General features: G+C 66.9%; 19 protein-coding genes and 1 pseudogene. 14 read left to right on the top strand and 6 right to left on the bottom strand.

Annotated elements, in window-relative coordinates:
• Positions 1-515: 515 nt before the first annotated feature.
• Entirely contained in the window at positions 516-1,703 is a 1,188-nt protein-coding gene (locus WS89_RS07110) for a YncE family protein (protein ID WP_059790166.1), read from the top strand.
• 175 nt (positions 1,704-1,878) lie between these two features.
• Here WS89_RS07110 and WS89_RS34580 read toward each other — a convergent pair whose 3' ends face one another.
• Positions 1,879-2,013: a hypothetical protein gene (locus WS89_RS34580; RefSeq protein ID WP_006767081.1), complete on the bottom strand. Its 135-nt coding sequence runs from the start codon at positions 2,011-2,013 to the stop codon at positions 1,879-1,881.
• A 400-nt stretch (positions 2,014-2,413) separates the two neighbouring features.
• Here WS89_RS34580 and WS89_RS07105 point away from each other — a divergent pair, with 400 nt between their 5' ends.
• From WS89_RS07105 to WS89_RS34575, 5 genes and pseudogenes are all read left to right on the top strand, one after another.
• Positions 2,414-2,872 (top strand): hypothetical protein, encoded by a 459-nt coding sequence (locus WS89_RS07105; RefSeq protein ID WP_059498729.1) that lies wholly within the window; start codon positions 2,414-2,416, stop codon positions 2,870-2,872.
• 70 nt (positions 2,873-2,942) lie between these two features.
• The gene (locus WS89_RS07100; protein ID WP_059790164.1) at positions 2,943-3,755 is read left to right on the top strand and encodes an alpha/beta fold hydrolase; all 813 of its coding nucleotides are present in this window, start codon (positions 2,943-2,945) and stop codon (positions 3,753-3,755) included.
• 418 nt (positions 3,756-4,173) lie between these two features.
• Positions 4,174-5,343 (top strand): class C beta-lactamase, encoded by a 1,170-nt coding sequence (gene ampC / locus WS89_RS07095; protein WP_059790162.1) that lies wholly within the window; start codon positions 4,174-4,176, stop codon positions 5,341-5,343.
• A gap of 32 nt (positions 5,344-5,375) precedes the next feature.
• Complete coding sequence (locus WS89_RS34420) at positions 5,376-5,525, top strand: hypothetical protein (protein ID WP_257128146.1); 150 nt, start codon at positions 5,376-5,378, stop codon at positions 5,523-5,525.
• Between the two features lie 63 nt (positions 5,526-5,588).
• Positions 5,589-5,750 (top strand): annotated as a pseudogene (locus tag WS89_RS34575) (LysR family transcriptional regulator); the annotation flags it as partial.
• Here the strand turns inward: WS89_RS34575 and shc are convergent.
• Positions 5,744-7,780, bottom strand: a complete 2,037-nt coding sequence (gene shc / locus WS89_RS07090) for a squalene--hopene cyclase (protein ID WP_059790160.1) — start codon at positions 7,778-7,780, stop codon at positions 5,744-5,746. The pseudogene WS89_RS34575 and the gene shc sit on opposite strands and share 7 nt — an antisense overlap.
• Positions 7,781-7,832: 52 nt before the next feature.
• On the opposite strand from shc, the gene WS89_RS07085 reads away from it, so the two are divergent.
• Positions 7,833-8,519: a TetR/AcrR family transcriptional regulator gene (locus WS89_RS07085; RefSeq protein ID WP_059790158.1), complete on the top strand. Its 687-nt coding sequence runs from the start codon at positions 7,833-7,835 to the stop codon at positions 8,517-8,519.
• A gap of 61 nt (positions 8,520-8,580) precedes the next feature.
• On the opposite strand, the gene WS89_RS07080 is transcribed toward WS89_RS07085, so the two are convergent.
• The gene (locus WS89_RS07080) at positions 8,581-9,489 is read right to left on the bottom strand and encodes a LysR family transcriptional regulator (protein ID WP_059790156.1); all 909 of its coding nucleotides are present in this window, start codon (positions 9,487-9,489) and stop codon (positions 8,581-8,583) included.
• Positions 9,490-9,619: 130 nt separating this feature from the next.
• Between WS89_RS07080 and WS89_RS07075 the strand changes: the two genes are divergently transcribed.
• Together WS89_RS07075 and WS89_RS07070 are read left to right on the top strand one after the other, a co-directional pair.
• The gene (locus tag WS89_RS07075) at positions 9,620-10,030 is read left to right on the top strand and encodes a (R)-mandelonitrile lyase (RefSeq protein WP_059790155.1); all 411 of its coding nucleotides are present in this window, start codon (positions 9,620-9,622) and stop codon (positions 10,028-10,030) included.
• Positions 10,031-10,236: 206 nt separating this feature from the next.
• On the top strand, positions 10,237-10,938 hold the full coding sequence (locus tag WS89_RS07070) for a carboxymuconolactone decarboxylase family protein (RefSeq protein WP_373558380.1): 702 nt from the start codon (positions 10,237-10,239) through the stop codon (positions 10,936-10,938).
• A 198-nt stretch (positions 10,939-11,136) separates the two neighbouring features.
• Here WS89_RS07070 and WS89_RS07065 read toward each other — a convergent pair whose 3' ends face one another.
• On the bottom strand, positions 11,137-12,192 hold the full coding sequence (locus tag WS89_RS07065) for an aldo/keto reductase (RefSeq protein WP_059790152.1): 1,056 nt from the start codon (positions 12,190-12,192) through the stop codon (positions 11,137-11,139).
• 74 nt (positions 12,193-12,266) lie between these two features.
• Positions 12,267-12,857, bottom strand: coding sequence for a flavodoxin family protein (locus tag WS89_RS07060; RefSeq protein WP_059790150.1), 591 nt, complete (start codon positions 12,855-12,857; stop codon positions 12,267-12,269).
• A gap of 116 nt (positions 12,858-12,973) precedes the next feature.
• Here WS89_RS07060 and WS89_RS07055 point away from each other — a divergent pair, with 116 nt between their 5' ends.
• Positions 12,974-13,879, top strand: a complete 906-nt coding sequence (locus WS89_RS07055) for a LysR family transcriptional regulator (RefSeq protein ID WP_059781872.1) — start codon at positions 12,974-12,976, stop codon at positions 13,877-13,879.
• 96 nt (positions 13,880-13,975) lie between these two features.
• Here WS89_RS07055 and WS89_RS07050 read toward each other — a convergent pair whose 3' ends face one another.
• Positions 13,976-14,869 (bottom strand): LysR substrate-binding domain-containing protein, encoded by an 894-nt coding sequence (locus tag WS89_RS07050; protein WP_059790148.1) that lies wholly within the window; start codon positions 14,867-14,869, stop codon positions 13,976-13,978.
• 170 nt (positions 14,870-15,039) lie between these two features.
• On the opposite strand from WS89_RS07050, the gene WS89_RS07045 reads away from it, so the two are divergent.
• The 4 genes from WS89_RS07045 to WS89_RS34570 all read left to right on the top strand — a co-directional run bounded on the left by WS89_RS07045 (position 15,040) and on the right by WS89_RS34570 (position 17,267).
• A complete protein-coding gene (locus WS89_RS07045) occupies positions 15,040-15,570 on the top strand; it encodes a hypothetical protein (protein ID WP_059790146.1) in 531 nt (176 codons plus the stop codon).
• Positions 15,563-15,889, top strand: a complete 327-nt coding sequence (locus tag WS89_RS07040; RefSeq protein ID WP_034208937.1) for a hypothetical protein — start codon at positions 15,563-15,565, stop codon at positions 15,887-15,889. The genes WS89_RS07045 and WS89_RS07040 overlap by 8 nt, the downstream gene beginning before the upstream one ends.
• Before the next feature lie 18 nt (positions 15,890-15,907).
• Positions 15,908-16,753: an MBL fold metallo-hydrolase gene (locus tag WS89_RS07035; RefSeq protein WP_059790291.1), complete on the top strand. Its 846-nt coding sequence runs from the start codon at positions 15,908-15,910 to the stop codon at positions 16,751-16,753.
• Positions 16,754-16,856: 103 nt separating this feature from the next.
• Positions 16,857-17,267 carry a VOC family protein gene (locus tag WS89_RS34570; RefSeq protein WP_059790144.1) on the top strand — a complete coding sequence of 137 codons (411 nt, stop codon included), beginning with the start codon at positions 16,857-16,859 and terminating at the stop codon, positions 17,265-17,267.
• Positions 17,268-17,434: the final 167 nt, after the last annotated feature.

The raw sequence follows: 17,434 nt of genomic DNA, 5'->3' as shown, positions 1-17,434 counted from the left end.
CAGGTTCAGCCCGGCGGCGCCGTAACGGCGAGGCGCGTTCGAGCAGGGCGCCGCCTTGCGAAGACGGCATGGATGCGGGCGGCTCGATGCCGACCGCTGGGGCCGGTGGCCCCTTTGACGTGGCGAAACGGATGCATGCGCACCGAAGTGCGAAATGACATCACGTTGCGCACGAGATCATGCGTTTTGTGATGAAGTTGAGGCGAGTATAGAGCAATCAAATAATTGCGTCTACCGTGGGGAACGATCGCGGCGATGCGTCGCCGGTCGTGCGATGGGGAAGCGCGACCGACATGGAAATTGATTCGAAGACCGAATCAATTAGTAAAGCCGTCGTCGTGGTGCGCGCGTGTCGCTCATGTTGGTCGGCAGTCGCACGATCGACGAGCTGACGGAAACGGGGCGCAAGACGCCGGGCGCGCGCGCTTTCGGGCATCATGCGATGGCGCCGGCCCGTCGGGCAGCAGGGTCGGGCAATCCATTGCGTCCGCAACCGATCCGGAGAACCGACCGCCATGCATTCGAATCCCTTCCGCCCGCGCAGCGCGCGCCTGCTCGCCGCGCTGGCCCTCGCCACGACGGCCGTTGCCGTACACGCCGCCGACTGGATCGTGTCCGGCAACGACGGCAAGTACCAGCGCGTCGAGGGTCGCGACACCTATCTGCCGTCTCCGCCCGCGGATACGCTAACGCTGCTCGACGCGAACACCTTCCCGCCGAAGGTCGCGCTGCAGGTCGACGTCGAGAACGGCATCCAGGGGCCGCCGCAGGCCGTCGCGATCACGCCCGACGCGAAGCTCGCGCTCGTCGGTGCGCCGACGCGCTATGACACGGCCGCGAAGCAGCTCGTGCTCGACACGTTCCTGCAGGTCGTGAATCTCGACACCGTGCCGCCCGCGATTACGCGCGTCGAGCTCGGCACGCATCCGCAAGGGATCGCGATCGACCGCTCGGGCCGGCTCGCGCTCGTCGCCAACGTCGACGGTAGCGTGTCGATCCTGCGCATCGACGGCACGCACGTGACGCTCGATGGCACCCTGAAAATCGGCAAGAAGCGGCTGGCCGGGATCAGCTTCACGCACGACGGCAAGCATGCGCTCGTGTCGCTGCGTGACGAGCAGGGCATCGCAGTGCTGAACGTCGACGACGGCAAGGTAACCGACAGCGGCACGCGCCTGAGCACGGGCGTTGCGCCGTACACGATCGACGTGTCGAGCGACAACCGCTGGGCCGTCGTCAGCAACGTCGGGCTCGCCGGGCTGCCGGGTTACGCCGGCACGCTCGCGGGCGACGCCGATTCGGTCGCGTTGATCGACGTATCGCGCGTGCCGTTCCGCACGGTCCAGTATTTGACGGTGCCGTCGCTGCCGGAAGGCGTCGCGATTTCGCCTAACGGCAAGTGGATCGCCGTGCAGGCGATGGACGGCTCGAACCTGACGGCCGACAACCCGGGCCGCCACAAGCTCGGCAAGGTACTGCTGTTCGAAATCCGCGACGGGCAGGCCGTGAAGGTGAGCGAGGCGCCGGGCGGCGAAGCCGCGCAGGGTATCGTGTTTACCGCCGACAGCCGGCACGTGATCGTGCAGTTCAACGTCGAACGGCAGCTTGCGCTGTATGCAGTCGAGGGCGGCAAGCTGCGCGATACGGGCAAGCGGATCGCGCTGACGGGCGGGCCGTCTTCGTTGAGGACGTTGCCGCGCTGACGGGCCATCGCAGGCGCTGTTCACTCACGGCTTGTCGATCGGCCACGAGATGGCGGAAAACATCGTCGCGCGGCTAGACGAAGCGTTGTCGATCGCGCAAGCCGGCGACGCGTGCACGAGAATGCCGGGGAATGAAGCGCCCGATACGGCCGCACCGGGCAGCACGGCCGCGCGGTCACGGACGCAGCAGATCGAACCCGCCGAATACGACGACACCGCTGAGCACGATCATCGCGACGGAGTGCTGGCCGAAGTAGAGAATCGCGGCGGCGAGCCACGTCGTGATGCAGAAGGCGCCGATGCGGGCCATCGTGTGTTCCTCGAATGCGTGATGAAGTGAATGCGTGCCGCGCGGCGTTTGCCGCTCGAGCGGTGAGCGAGGCGTGCACGCAGGCGACGGAAAAGGCGACCCGGGAAGCCGCGGTGGCGGCGTCGGCACACGTTGCATGCCGGCCGGGAGTCGAAGCCGGCGATATCACGCGGTCGGGTCTGGAATAGACATCCGACATGCGCGTTCCGCGCCGACGAAGCGCCGATTTTACCAGCGCCATCGTGCCGCCAATCTGGCCCTTTCGCGATCAATGGCGGTCATCATCCGGCAATCCACCCGCCCCCCGATATTCAAGTTTCGTGTGACGAATGCCGTCAACAATTGAAAGGCGATTCTCGCCCCTGTCATTTCGCTTACCGACGACACACGGACCGACACGATGCAGATCGATTTCTCCACGACCCCGCAATTCCCGCTCGCGGACAGCGGCGTGACCGCGAACCCGCCCGCCGCGACGTCGTCCACCGGTGGCGCGACGGATGCCGCGAGCGCCACGGGTTCGACCGGCACTTCCGGCACCACTGGCACGAAGGAGTCGACGGGCGCCACCGGCGCCGCGCCCGGCACGGCGGGCGCATCGTCGCAAGACCCGGCAGTCGCCCAGTTGAAGGCGCTGATCGAGCGGCTGCAAAAGCAGCTCGCGACATTGGAGCGGCAGATGGCCACCGCGGCCCAGCGCGCGAAGGACGACCCGGCCGCGGCCGTCGAACAGCAGTCGCTGAGTGCGGAAGCCAGCGCGATTTCAGCCGCGCTGGCGACGGCGATCTCGCAACTTGCCGCGGCGCTCGAAAAATCCGGCGGCTCGCCGTCGGGCGGGCTGGTGTCGACGCAAGCCTGAGCGGCGACGGCGGCGTCGGCCGCACGCATTACAATCGCAAGCGCGTCTCCCTCTCGAGGACGGCTGAACGATGAATGCGGAATTCGACGACGACGAACTCCTTCGCTTCGACGCGCACGGCGGCACGCCGCTGCCGGCGGCCGATGCCGAAGGATGGATCGACCACGACGGTGCGCGTATCCGGCATGCGTCGTTCGGCCAGGGGCCGGCGGTCGTGCTGTTGCACGGCGGCCTCGGCCATGGCGGCAACTGGGGCAACCAGGTACCGGCGCTGCTCGCGGCCGGCTATCGCGCGATCGTGATCGACAGCCGCGGTCACGGCCGCAGCACGCGCGACGACCGACCCTATTCGTACGAACGCATGGCATCCGACGTGCTGGCCGTGCTCGATGCGCTGCAGGTCGACCGTGCGCGCTTCGTCGGCTGGAGCGACGGCGCATGCATCGCGCTCGTGCTGGCTGCCCGCGCACCGGAACGCGCGGCCGGCGTGTTCTTCTTCGCGTGCAACATGGATCCGGGCGGCACGAAGGACATGGTGCCGAGCCCGCTGATCGACCGTTGTTTCGCGCGACATCGCAAGGACTATGCGCAACTGTCCGCGACACCGGACCAGTTCGACGCGTTCGTGGCCGCCGTCAGCGAAATGATGCGCACGCAACCGAATTACAGCGCGCAGGATCTCGCGGCGATCGCCGTGCCGGTTGCGATCGTGCAGGGCGAGCACGACGAATTCATCCGGCCCGAGCATGCGGCGTACCTCGCACGAACGATCCCCGGCGCGACGCTGACGATCCTGCCCGGCGTGAGCCATTTCGCGCCGCTGCAGCGGCCCGCGCGGTTCAACGCGGCGATGCTGGCGTTTCTCGACCGGCTGCCGGGGTGACGCACGCACGGGCCGCCGACGCGCAGGCGTGCGTCGGCCGCGTTCTCGCATGTCGAGCGCCATCGCGCAGGTGACGCGTTGCAGTTGCCGGGCGAGCCGCGTGCCGGCGCGCGAGCGCAGGAATTCGGCGAGCACGCGTTCGCGGGCGATCGGCTGCATGTGCCCGGATTCGATGCCGTCAAAACCGGCCGGTTTTCCTGAAAAAATCAGGCATGCGGCGCCGACGGAGTCGCGGCCCCGTCCGGCATGTCGCGCATTTCATAAGTTTTTCTTTCGGCTCGCGCAACATATCGTCGATTGTTGGCGGCCGGGCGGTAGCGGATAGTCCTGCTTCGACAGGCCGGCCGCCGTCCGCTCCGCGCGGCGCGGCCAGATCTGTTGTCCATGCAACCATCTGGAATCGAAAGGAACCGCACTCATGCGATTCAATGCGACACGCTTCGCCGCGACCCTGTTCGTCGCCGCATGCGCGACCGCCGCGGCCGGTCGTGCGGCCGCCGTCACGCAGGACGACCTCCACGACACCGTCACCCGCCATATCGCGCCGCTGATGAAGCAGTATGCGATCCCCGGCATGGCGGTCGGCATCGTCGCCGACGGCAAGCCCTACGTGTTCGACTACGGCGTGATGTCGAAGCAAACCGGCAAGCCGGTGACTGGCGACACGCTGTTCGAAATCGGCTCGGTGAGCAAGACGCTGACCGCGACGCTCGCCGCCGACGCGCAGGAGGGCGGCGAATTGTCGCTCGCGGACCCCGTGGCCAAATATCTGCCCGAGGTGCAGGGCAAGCCGTTCGGCGTCGTGACGCTGCTCCAGCTCGGCACGCACACGCCCGGCGGGACGCCGCTGCAGGTACCGGACAGCATTCGCGACGACGCGGGCCTGATCCGCTATCTCGACGCGTGGCGGCCCGACTATGCGCCTGGTACGCAGCGCAAGTATTCGAACGTCGCGATCGGCATGCTCGGCTGGCTCACCGCGAAGGCGATGCACCAGGATTTCGCGACGCTGATGGAGCAGCGGCTCTTTCCCGCGCTCGGGATGACGCATACCTACATCGACGTGCCCGATGCGCACATGGCCGACTATGCGCAGGGCTACACGAAGGACGGCAAGCCGACCCGGATGACGCAAGGCATGCTGTGGCAGCAGGCGTACGGCGTGCGGACCACGGCGGCCGACCTGCTGCGCTTCGTGCAGGCGAACATGGGGATGATCCAGACCGCGCCGCGCCTGCAGCGCGCGATCGAACGCACGCATACCGGCTACTTCCGCGCAGGCCCGCTGACGCAGGATTTGATCTGGGAACAGTATCCGTACCCGGTCGCGCTGCCCACGCTGCTCGCGGGCAATGCGCCGAAGATGCTGTTCGATGCGGTGCCGGCCAGCGCGATCCAGCCGCCGCTTGCGCCAAACCCCGCGACCTGGATCAACAAGACGGGTTCGACCGGCGGCTTCAGCACGTATGTCGCGTTCGTTCCCGCGAAGCGGATCGCGATCGTGATGCTCGCGAACGGCAGCGTGCCGATCGAGGACCGCGTGAAGGTCGCCTACCGGATCCTCGGATCGCTCGGCGACGGGCGGTAAGGTCGCCGTGCCCGCCGCGTCGGGAAATGGGCATGTACGGCGGATTCGGTTACGCGCAGCGCACCGACGGCGATGCCGCGGTGCTCGTGTCCGAGAGCTGGAGCCGCGTGGTCGGCGGCTCGGGCCAGCGGCACGAGATCACGGCCCACGGCTGCACGCTGGTCGAAGAGGGTTTCGTCTGATCCGGCCGATCGTCTCGCCGGGCGCAAGACCGCACCACGTCGAAGTCGCCGAGCCCGTCCCGCATGCGGCTCGCGCAAAACGCGATGTGCTGCATCGTGCCGCGCGGGCAGCGGCGCGCGCACAAGTGCGTCGCGCGGCGGGCCGACCTGCGCGATGAATCATTTGTCTCGTTTCCGCCGGGTTTCGACGCGCGCAGCGCGATCGAGCACGTGGTCGTTCAAGCGATAGCTGTGCCGTCCGCTTCGACGGCAGCCGGCGCCGCCGCCGCGGCGCCCGCCAGCCGCCGGTAACGCGCGAGCGCCCACAGCGGGAAGTACGCGGTATAGCCGTGATACTTCAGGTAGAAGATGCGCGGAAAGCCCGGCGCATTGTGCGAACGGTGCCACCAGAAGCCGTCTTCCTGCTGCACCGACTGCAGATACGCGATGCCGCGTTTCACCGAATCGGATTCGCAGTCGCCGAACGCCATCTGCGCGAGCAGTGCCCACGCGGTGCAGTTCGACGTGCTCTCGCCGCCGTTCGTGCCGGCCAGCTTCGGGTCGATGTAGCTGTCGTTCGTCTCGCCCCAGCCGCCGTCCGCATGCTGCCGTGCGCGCAGCCAGTCGAGCGCGCGTGCGATATAGGGCTGCGACTTGTCCTCGCCGGCGAGCGCGAGGCCGGCCAGCACGCTCCACGTGCCGTACAGGTAGTTCGTGCCCCAGCGGCCCCACCAGCTGCCGTCGGGCTGCTGCGTGCGCTTCACGTAGTCGATGCAGCGCGCGAGCGACGCGCGGTCTTCCGCGCGCTTCGTCACGCCGAAGCACAGCAGCACGCGGCCCGATACGTCCTCGGTCGGCGGATCGAGCAGCGCGCCGTGATCGGCGAACGGGATCGCGTTCAGGTACATGCGGTCGCAGTCCGCATCGAACGCCGCGAAGCCGCCGTTGCGCGATTGCAGCCCGCGCATCCAGTCCAGTGCGCGCGCGACGCGCGATGCATACGGGTTCGTGCCGTCCGCGTGGCGGCGCGTACGGCCGCGCCGATCGAGCATCGCGGTGACGAGCGCGCTGTCGTCGATGTCCGGGTAATACGGGTTCGCGTACTGGAACGCCCATCCGCCCGGCTCGACGTCGGCCGGGACGTTCTCGACCCAGTCGCCGCGCAGGTCGTTCACTTGCCGTTCGGCCAGCCAGTCGTACGCGCGGGCGATGCGTGCATCGAGCTCGCGCAGCGCGCCGGCCGACTCGCCGGTTTCCGGCGCCGCGACACCACGCGCCTGCTCGAGCGCCATCGTGCTCCACGCGGTATCCCACACCGGCGACAGGCACGGCTGGCAATACACGCTGCCGTCCGGCCGCGTGACCAGCAGCTTCTCCAGCGCGTTTTCGCAATCGCGCCGCAGTGGATGGTCGTCCGGGTAGCCGAGCACCTGCATCATCTGGTAGCTGTACACGATCGGCGGGAAAATGCCGCCGAGCCCGTCCTCGCCGTTCATCCGTTCCGCACACCACGCTTGCGCATGCCGGATCGCGCGTTGCCGCAGGCGCTTCGGTATCAGCGGCTCGATATGGCGGACCGTGCGGTCGAGTGCGAGGAACAGCCGACGCATGCCGCGCGCGGGCGGGAAGTACCGGCGCTCTTCGTCCGGCGGCGTGACGAACAGCTCGCGGATCGAGACGTTACGCGGATTGCGCGCCCGCGCCTTCAGCGAGCACAGCACCAGCAGCGGCACCATCGTCGTGCGCGCCCAGTACGCGACCTTGTACATCGAGATCGGCACCCACTTCGGGAACAGCACGAATTCGACCGGCATGAACGGCGTCGCGCGCCACGGCACCTGACCGAACGTCGCGAGCAGGATGCGCGTGAACACGTTCGAGCGTGCCGCGCCGCCGAGCTTCAGGATCGCATCGCGCGCGCGGACCATGTGCGGCGCCTGTTCGCTGTCGCCGGCCGCCTTCAGCGCGAAATACGCCTTCACGCTGCACGACACGTCCGGCGCGCCGTCGACGTACAGGTCCCATGCGCCGTGCGTGTCGAGCCGCTGGTTCGCGCGCAGGTAGCGCGCCATCTTCTCCTGGCGCACGTCGTCGATCCGGTCCATGAAATGCATCATCAGGATGTATTCCGCGGTGATCGTCGCGTCGGATTCGAGTTCGAAACACCAACTGCCGTCGGGCTGCTGAAGGCGCACGAGTGCGTCGCGTCCACGGGCGATGGCAGTGTCGAGCGTGGACCAGGGGGAGGGGGCCGATTTGTTCATGCGGCGGATCATACCATCCAGACGGAATGTTTATATCGAGACGTGCGGTGCTACCATCCGCACCATGAAAAAACGCCTCGAACCCGCGCCGCGCGACGTGTCCGCGCCCGTCGAATCGGCTGAAACGCCCGCTGCACGGGCCTCTGAAGGATCAGCGGCGCCGCCGGCTACCGCCGCGACCGGCGTGCGGCGGAAAAAAGCGCCGGATCAGGTGCGCGCGCAATTGCTGGCGGCCGCGTCGGAGATCGCGACGCATCACGGCGTGGCCGCGTTGACGCTCGATGCAGTGGCCGAGCGCGCCGGCGTGACGAAAGGCGCGCTGCAATATCACTTCGCGAACAAGCAGGGGCTGCTGGACGCGCTGTTCGGGCAGGCGACCGAGCGGTTCGGCGCGCAACTGGCCGCGCGGCTCGCGGCGGATTCCGACGGCGACGGCGCGGCGGCGCGCGCGTATCTGCATGCGGTGCTCGATGCGGCCAATCCGGCCGCGAGTACCGACGTGCTGCGCGTGCTGGTCGCGTCGATGATCACAGAGACGGACACGCGCGCGCGATGGTCGGTGCCGATGCGCGAATGGACGCGGCCCGACCCGGTGCCGCTCGAGCGGGCCGCGATGCTGATGATTTGCCGGCTCGCGGCCGACGGGTTGTGGATTTCGGAGTTGCTCGACAGCGTCGACGTATCGGCCGACTTGCGCGCCGAGATCGTCCGGCAGCTCGATGCGATGAGCCGAGGCGTGTTTCCGAAGTGATGCGCGACGCAGGAGCGATGTCGTCACGGGCGGAGCGCTGTCGATATACCGGAGTCACGGCTCATGCCGATCGTGTGGCGCGTCGATACCCGGCCCTGAGCGCGTCGACCACGAGTTCCACGGCTCGCGACGATTTGTGCCGGCTCGGATAATAGACGTGGTGCCCGACGAACGTCGGAAACCAGTCCTCCAGCACCCAGCCGAGCCGTCCGGCTTCGACGTGATGCGCGATCAGATCCTTCGGCACATAGGCGAGCCCGAAGCCGGCAAGCGCCGCGTCGACCATCTGATAGACGTTGTTGAACGTCAACTGCCCTTCGACGCGGACCTGCAAGTGGCGGCGCCCCTTGCTCAATTCCCACGACAGCAGCGCGTTTCTGGTCGGCAGCCGAAGATTGATGCAGTTGTGCCGGGTCAGGTCCTGGGGCGTCTTCGCCGTGGGGCGGGACGCAAGGTAATCTGGAGAACCAATGATCGACATCGTCATGTCCGGCCCGATACGCTGCGCGATCATGTCCTTGGCGACCTGGTCGCCGAGCCGCACGCCGATGTCGTAGCGGCCGGCGACGAGGTCGGTCAGTCCATAGTCGTTCACCAGCTCGACCTTGAGCGCCGGATATCGACGTAGCAGCGGTTGCAGCTGCGGCCACACGTACTCGTTCGCCGCATAGTCGGTCGCGGTGATCCGGACGTTGCCGGCTGGCTGGTCCGTCATCGCGCGCAGCGATTCCAGTTCCGCCTCGATTTCCTGAAAGCGCGGGGCGATCGATGCCAGCAACCTCTCGCCGGCCTCGGTCGGCGACACGCTGCGCGTCGTGCGCGTCAGCAACGGAATGCCCATGCGGGCTTCCAGCGCGCGCACCGTTCGGCTCAACGCCGATTGAGACACGCCGAGCTGCGCGGCCGCACGGGTGAAATTGCGCTCGCGCGCGACGGCCATGAACGCCACCAGATCGTTGAAGTCTTCCATTGATTCATGCACCACGGCATAGGTCCATGCCGATTTTGCCATCTAGTCGCATGAATCGCGAGTCATTAAAGTGGGATGGCCGACCGCTGGAGCGATCCATGCGGCACCTTTTTCGATAGAGGAAGACATCATGGAACTGAAGCGCGCGGGCTCGCAGCCCTCGATCAAAGGCCCCGACGAATGGTTCACCGGCACGGTCCGCATCGACCCGCTGAACGCACCGTCGCCGCCGGCGCGCGTGTCGTGCGCCAGCGTGACGTTCGAGCCGGGCGCACGCACCGCGTGGCACACGCATCCGCTCGGCCAGACGCTGCTCGTGACCGCCGGCTGCGGCTGGACGCAATGCGACGGCGAGCCGCGCGTCGAGATCCGCGCGGGCGACGTGATCTGGTGTCCGCCCGGCCACAAGCACTGGCACGGCGCGACGTCGACCACCGCGATGACGCATATCGCGATTCAGGAAGCGCTCGATGGCAAGAACGTCGACTGGCTGGACAAGGTGACGGACGAGCAATACCTCGGCAGCGGTGAGCCGCAATGAACGCGCCCGCTGCCGCTGCGTTGGCCTCGATGCCGGCCAGCGCGGACATCGCGGTTGCGTACAGCGGCACGCGATCCTCGAACACGTCACCGATGCGCAGTACGGCGCACGGTGACGATCGCACGCGTCGCCCGTTGCGGCCCGTTACCGCGACGGGCCTGGCCCTGCTCGCCGCCGCGTGCACTCACATGCAAAGGACCGACACCATGCAGGAACCCTTGTCTTCCCCCGATTTGAGAGCGGTCGCCCCGGCCTTCGAGCGATACACGACGCACACCGTGTTCGATGGCCTGTGGAAGCGGCCGCACCTGTCGCCGCGCGATCGCAGCATCGTGACGCTGTCGGTGCTGATCGCCCGCGGCCAGACCGTCGAGATGCCGCTGCAGGTCCGCCTCGCGCTGGATCACGGCGTGAAGCCCACGGAAATATCGGAAACGATCGCGCACCTGGCCTTTTACGCGGGATGGGCCAACGCGAGCGCCGCGTCGATTGTCGTCAAGCACGTCTATGACGAACGCGGCATCGGCCCCGATCAGCTCGCACCGGCGGACGTCACGCCGCTGCCGCTGAACGAGGCGGCCGAAGCGCAGCGCGCACGGACGGTCGCGGAAAACTTCGGCGCCGTCGCGCCGGGCGTGGTCGAGTACACGACCGACGCGCTGTTTCGCGACTTGTGGCTCCGCCCGGGGCTCGCGCCGCGCGACCGCAGCCTGGTGACGGTGAGTGCGCTCGTCGCCAACGGCCAGGTGGCGCAGATCCCGTATCACCTGAACCGTGCGATGGACAACGGGCTCACGCTGGCCGAAGCATCCGAGACGTTGACTCAACTGGCGTTCTACGCGGGATGGCCGAACGTCTTTTCGGCGATGCCCGTGTTCAAGGACGTATTTTCGCGGCGCGAGGCGTGACGCGCGCGCAACCTGAAGAGAGAACATCATGACCGACAACATCGATGTCAGTCTATCGTCCGGACGTTGAGGCGCGTTCCGCAACGCTGTACAAGAAACCGGACTACCGGATGCAAGCGCGCATCGCAGGCACGGCCTGCTCGACACGGGCGGTTTCGGCACCGCCCGTGCCGAACCGCCGATGAAGTGCCGCCGGTCCTATTGCGCCGTGGTGCGTGTGAACAGCCCGGGAATCCTGCCCGCTTCCTGACGCGCGATCATCCAGCCGGGATAGCACGGCGGCAACGCGCTCACGGCATCGAGGCGCGCCAGTTCTTCGTCGGTCAGGACGACGTCGACCGCGCCGAGATTGTCGTCGAGCTGATCGATCCGCTTGGCGCCGATGATGACGCTGGTGACGGCCGGCCTGGCGAGCAACCACGCGAGCGCAATCCGCGCGACCGAGACGCCGTGCGCGCCGGCGATCGCGCGCATCTCCGCCACGCACGGCCAGGCCCGATCCGGATCGACCGGCGGAAAATCGAAATGACCGCGCCGCGAACCTGCTTCGGTCGACGCGCCGGGGCCGAACTTGCCCGACAGCAATCCGCCGGCGAGCGGCGACCAGACGAGCAGCCCCATTTGCTCGTCGACGGCAAGCGGAACCAGCTCGCGCTCCACGTCGCGCCCGGCGATCGAGTAGTAGGCCTGAAGCGTCTCGAAGCGCGTGGCGTGAAGCGCGGCACTCAGGCCGAGCGCCTTGCCGATCTTGCCCGCGCGCCAGTTCGACACGCCGACGTAACGGACCAGCCCCTGTCGCGTCAGATCGTCGAGCGCGCGCAGCGTCTCCTCGATCGGCGTGACGGGGTCGCTCGCGTGAATCTGGTACAGGTCGATATGGTTGACCTGGAGCCGTTCCAGGCTTCGCTGCACCGAATCCATGATGTGACCGCGCGACGCGCCCTGGTCGTTGGGGCCTGTGCCCATCACGCCGGCCGTCTTCGTCGCCAGCACGATCTCGTGGCGCGGGACGCCGAGGTCGCGCAGCGCCTGCCCGACCACGCGTTCGGACTGCCCGAACGAGTAAATATCGGCGGTGTCGATGAAGTTGATGCCGGCGTCGAGCGCACGGGCGATCAGACGGTTCGCGTCGTCCTGGCCGACCGCACCGATCGCCGCCCACATGCCGGCATCCGCGTTGCCGCCCATCGTCATCGTGCCGAGGCACAGCTCGGAGACGTACAGGCCGGTGCGGCCCAATTGCTTGTATTTCATTGTTGCGCCCTTCGGAATCGGCCGGACACAATACGAGGCGTCGGCCGGTGGCGCCCCGCACGAACGTCGGAATGTCAGTTGGAGCGTGATGTGCCGGCCCGCAACTGCCCGGCAATCGCCGCGACGCGTGCGCCATAGCGGCGGGCCGTTTCGAGGTCGCCCGGCGACATCTCTTCCGGCGACGCATCGGCCGGAGTTTGCGCCATCGGCGCGATGTAGGCGCCCATGCGGTTCAGGTCGTCGCGCGCCGACGTTTTCAGATTGGCCGGCTTGATGTCCATGCTGACCCAGATGCCGCCGTGCTGTCCGGCCAGCAGGAAGAAGTATTCGAGCGTATTGAGCTTGTCGCCGTTGAGGCTTGCGCTATTGGTGAAGCCGCCGAAGATCTTGTTCCGCCATCCGCTTTCGAACCAGACCTTCGACGACGCATCCGCGAACTTCTTGAACTGCCAGCTCGGGCCGCCCATGTAGGTTGGCGAGCCGAACAGGATCGCGTCGGCGTCGGCCAATGTGTGCCACGCGTCGTCGGCGAGGTTGCCGTCGGCGTCGATCGCGACGAGCGCGGCGCCGGCGCCGTCCGCGACAGCGGCGGCCATCCGTTGCGTATGGCCGTAGCCGGAGTGGTAGACGACGACCGTTTTTGCCGGCGGGGAGAGTTGATCCATGATGGTTTCCTTTCGTTCGGGTTGTCGTTCAGACGACGTGGGAAGCCACTCTACCGAGCCGCAATCGGGTTATAAACAACGACAGATTGAACGTTCCGTTACTTTCCGGATGAACAATGCAGAACCTTGATGCGCTTTTGATTTTTGCCCGTGTCGCCGAAATGGCGAGCTTCACGCGTGCCGCCGAAAGCCTCGGCATTCAGAAAGGACGGGTATCCACGGTCATCCGTGCGCTCGAACGGGACATGGGTGTCGCACTCCTGCATCGGACCACGAGGCGCGTGCAGCTCACCGAGGACGGCCGCGCGTTCTATGCGCGTGCGACCGACCTGCTCGCCGAAGTGCAGGAATTGCAGTCGATGTTCTCGGGGCGCGGCGCGTCGCTGCGCGGCAGGTTGCGCGTGGACATGCCCACGGAATTGGCGCGCAGCGTCGTGGTGCCGGCGCTGCCGCAACTGATGGCCGCGCATCCGGATCTGGAGCTGGAGCTGTCCAGCACCGACCGGCGTGTCGATCTCGTTCGGGAAGGGTTCGATTGCGTGATCCGGCTGGGCCCGATCGCCGACGAGACGCTGATTGCCCGGCCGCTTGGCAGGCTGCGCATGACGAATGCGGCGAGCCCTGCCTATCTCGCGCGGCATGGCGTGCCGCATACGCTCGCCGATCTGCACAGCCAGGGGCACAAGATGATCCACTACACGCTGACGCTCGGCGCGCGGCATCCCGGATGGGAATATCCGGATGGCGACGGCTATGCGTGGTTGCCGTTGCCCAGCGCGATGCAGGTCAACAGCGTGCAGACCTATCACGCGGCGGGGCTGGCGGGCATCGGGCTGATACAGGCCGGCTATTCGGCGCTCGCGCATCACCTCGAAAGCGGCGCGCTCGTGGAGGTGTTGCCGGACTTGCGTCCCGAGCCGCTTGCCGCGTCGCTCGTCGTCGCGCATCGGCGCAATCTGTCGCCGCGCGTGCGGGCTTTCATGGACTGGATCGGGGGCGTATTGAAGCCGTACCTGGATTAGCGGGGTGGTGGAGCGGTTCGACGTGCCGGCGGATGCGGTTCCTTTGCCGCGCTCCCTTTGCGTTACGCAAACTTGCCGAAATCCACCGCAACGGCATCAACGCGCCGCGTCCCGCGCGTCGTCCAGCAACCACTCCGCAAACGTCCGCACCGGCGCCGCGCTCAATTCGATCGGCTCGGGAAGCACGAGGCAAAAGTTTTTCGTCACCGCCTTGCCGTCCGGCCAGGGCGCAACCAGCCGCCCTTGCTCGAGCTCCGTCCCGATGTAAAGGCGCGGCACCAGTGCGACACCCAGACCGGCCAGCGCGGCCTCGATCAGCATCGAATGAAGATCGTATCGCGGGCCGATCGCCGGATTGGTCAGCACGATGCCGGTTTCCTGCGCATAGACCTGCCACGCATCCGGATTCTGTCGCCGATGAAGGCGCGGCAGCGCATCCAGCGACGGATTCGCGCCGGCGTGTTCGATGAGCGCCGGACTGCAGACGGGCACCAGCACCTCTTCCAGCAGCGGATGCAGATGCATGCCGGCCCACGCGGGATGGTCGAAATGAATGGCGGCGTCGAACCCGCTGCCGGCCAGCAGGAACGGTTCCATCCGTTCGGCGATGTGCACGGTGACGTTCGGATGGCGCGCCTGAAAGCGCTTCAACCGCGGGATCAGCCAGCGGGTCGCGAAGGTCGGGATCGCGGCGATGTCGATGCTCGCGCCTTCGACGGGCTGCCCCATCAGATACAGGCTGTCCCGTTCCAGCCGATCCAGAATCTCGCGCACCTGCACCGCGTATCGCGTGCCGTTGGGCGCAAGCCGCACGCGGTTGCCGACGCGCTCGAACAGCGTCACGCCGAGGAACGCCTCCAGCCGGCCGATCTGGCGGCTGACGGCGCCTTCGGTGCGCGCCAGCTCGTCGGCGGCGCGGGCGAAGCTGCCGTGTCGGGCCGCCGCCTCGAAGGCCAGGAGCGCGGAATTACTGGGGATCTTGCGTCGCATCGTGGGTTTCGCCGGTCGGGGTGCGTTCGACGGTCAGCTTGATCAAATGTCACTGAAGGCTGACTTTAAGTCGATATCTGTGTGAAAGACAGCAGATTAGCATTACGTCACTGCACTGAATATCCCGTATTCGAGGTGCAGGATGCTCACTCGTCACGAAGGACGATCCAATGATCTATACCGTCGAATGCAGCTTCGCCGACGCCGCCAGCGAAGCCGAATGGAACGATTTCTACAGCGACGACAAGCTGCCGGCCCTCATCTCGGTCGCGGGCTTTCACACGTCGCAGCGCTTCAGGGCGATAAGCGGCGGCTGCCCCGTTTATCTGGCCATTCACACGATCGACGGTCTCGACGTTCTGACCGGCGATGAATATCGACGGAAAGGCGGCGGCAATTTCGCGCGTTGGCAGCAGCACATCACCGACTGGCACCGCAATCTCTACGGCGATATCGATCATGCGCCGGCGGTCGACGCCGGCGAACTGCTCGTGCTGAGCGACAGCGGCCCCGGCCCGCTCATCGAACTGGGCCTGAAGCCGCTGGCCATGGAGGCCGTTGCACTGGAGCGGTTTCCGGCGCGCCGCTGGCTCGCGGTACTCCCCCGGAGCGATGCCCCGCTCGTCGACGACGTACCGGCCGGCCTTGACCTGTACGCACCGATGACGATGCAACTGACGAAGAAGCGCGGCGATGCCTAACGTGACTTTCCATATCGATGCGGAACGCATGCCGCCCGACGCGCGCCTCGCCGAACTTTCCGGCGACTGCATCGAACTCTGTACGCGTGTCCTTCAGGCAGAAGTCAGGAACGTCCACGTCATTTACGTGGCGGTTCGGCACGGCTGCGGGCATCCCGTTTTCGCGGAAATCCGGTATCGCGTGGAATCGTTCCGTCCGCCCGCGGTCATGGACGCGTTCATGGAAGCGCTGGATCGCGCCGTCGTTCGCCGCACGGGGCTGACGGCGCGCATCCGCTGTTTCGGTCATGCCGTGCCGAACCTTCACGCGCGAAACTAGCCGCACCGGAGAAGCATGATGTCCAACGTTACGTTTCCCTGTCAGCGTGTCGGGGATTTCACGATCACCGCGATCAGCGACGGCTACCTCACGGCCAGCCTCGATTTCCTGTCGAATATCGACGTGGCCGACGCTGCCGGCATGCAGCGCGCGGCCGGGCAGCAGGCGCCGTCCGCCGTACATATCAACTGCTACGTCGTGCGCGGCGCGGGCCGCACGATTCTCGTCGATGCAGGGGCCGGCGGCATCAGGCAATGGGGCGGCCGTCTGCAGGACAACTTACGGCTGGCCGGCATCGATCCTGCCGAGATCGACACGGTTCTGCTCACGCACGCCCATCCCGACCACATCGGCGGGCTGACGAATGCCGCCGGACACGTTGCGTTTCCGAATGCGGAGCTGCTCGCGCATCGGCGCGAGGTCGCGTTCTGGCGCGACGACGGCAATCTGAGCCGAGCCAGCGAGCGCGCCCGCGGCAATTTCCGGATCGCGCGTCAGGCATTCGACGCTTACGGCGACGCGCTTCGGACCTTCGACGAAGGCGAGGTGCTGCCCGGAATCGCTGCGATCCCGCTACCGGGGCATACCGACGGACATACCGGCTATGTGCTCGAATCCGGCGATCAGGGCCTGCTCGTGTGGGGCGATATCGTGCATTTCCCGCACATCCAGATCAAGCGGCCGGACGTCTCGATTGCGTTCGACCAGGATGCGTCGCAGGCGGCGGCGACGCGTGCACGGCTGCTCGACCGGGCCAGCTCGGAAGGGCTGCTGATCGCCGGCATGCATCTGGGGGAACCCGGGTTCGCGCGAATCGGGCGAACGAACGGCGAATACGGCCTGTTTTACGAGGCCGACACGTGAAGCGATGCACGGAAACGCTCGCGGTCGATACCGCGCGCCCGCTTTGCAGGTTGCCGTTCGAGGAGGACAATCCAGCCTGAAATCTCGTTGGAGGTCGCACATCATGGCTCCATTTCAACCCGATGGATGGCATACCGTCACGCCGCGGATCGTCGTGCCGGATCCGCGCAACCTGGTCGCCTTCATCCGCACGGTGTTCGACGCAGAAGGCGAATGCCGTGCCGGGTTGCCTGCCGAGATCCGGATCGGCGACTCCGTCGTGATGGTCAGCGGCGGAGACGGCCTGCGCGATCCGATGCCGGCGTTTCTGTACGTGTATGTCCAGGACACCGACGCCACCTATCGACGGGCGCTCGCGGCGCAAGCGATCCCGCTCGAAGCGCCCGCCGACATGCCGTACGGCGACCGGCGGGCGATGGTGAAGGACGCGTGGGGAAACGTCTGGCAGATCGCCACGCACCAGCGCGACCTGTCGGCCGACGAGATTCGCGCGAGGCTCGGCGACGGCGGCTAGTCGCGCTGCCTCGGTTTCCCCCCTCTGTCGCAATCGTCAAGATTCGCGTCGCATGCGGATAAAAGCCGCCCGTTCCCCGAGCCGTTAACCCGTTCGCAGCCCCGCGCCGGTACTGCGCCACGGCGCGCGTCGTTCGTGTTCCGGAATTCACCTCCGCCGCTGGCCGT

It is taken from the genome of Burkholderia sp. MSMB1072, from assembly GCF_001524725.1.
In the GTDB taxonomy this organism is placed as follows: Bacteria; Pseudomonadota; Gammaproteobacteria; order Burkholderiales; family Burkholderiaceae; genus Burkholderia.
Note: the sequence above shows the minus strand (reverse complement) of the source record. Positions and strands in the feature narration are given on the sequence as shown.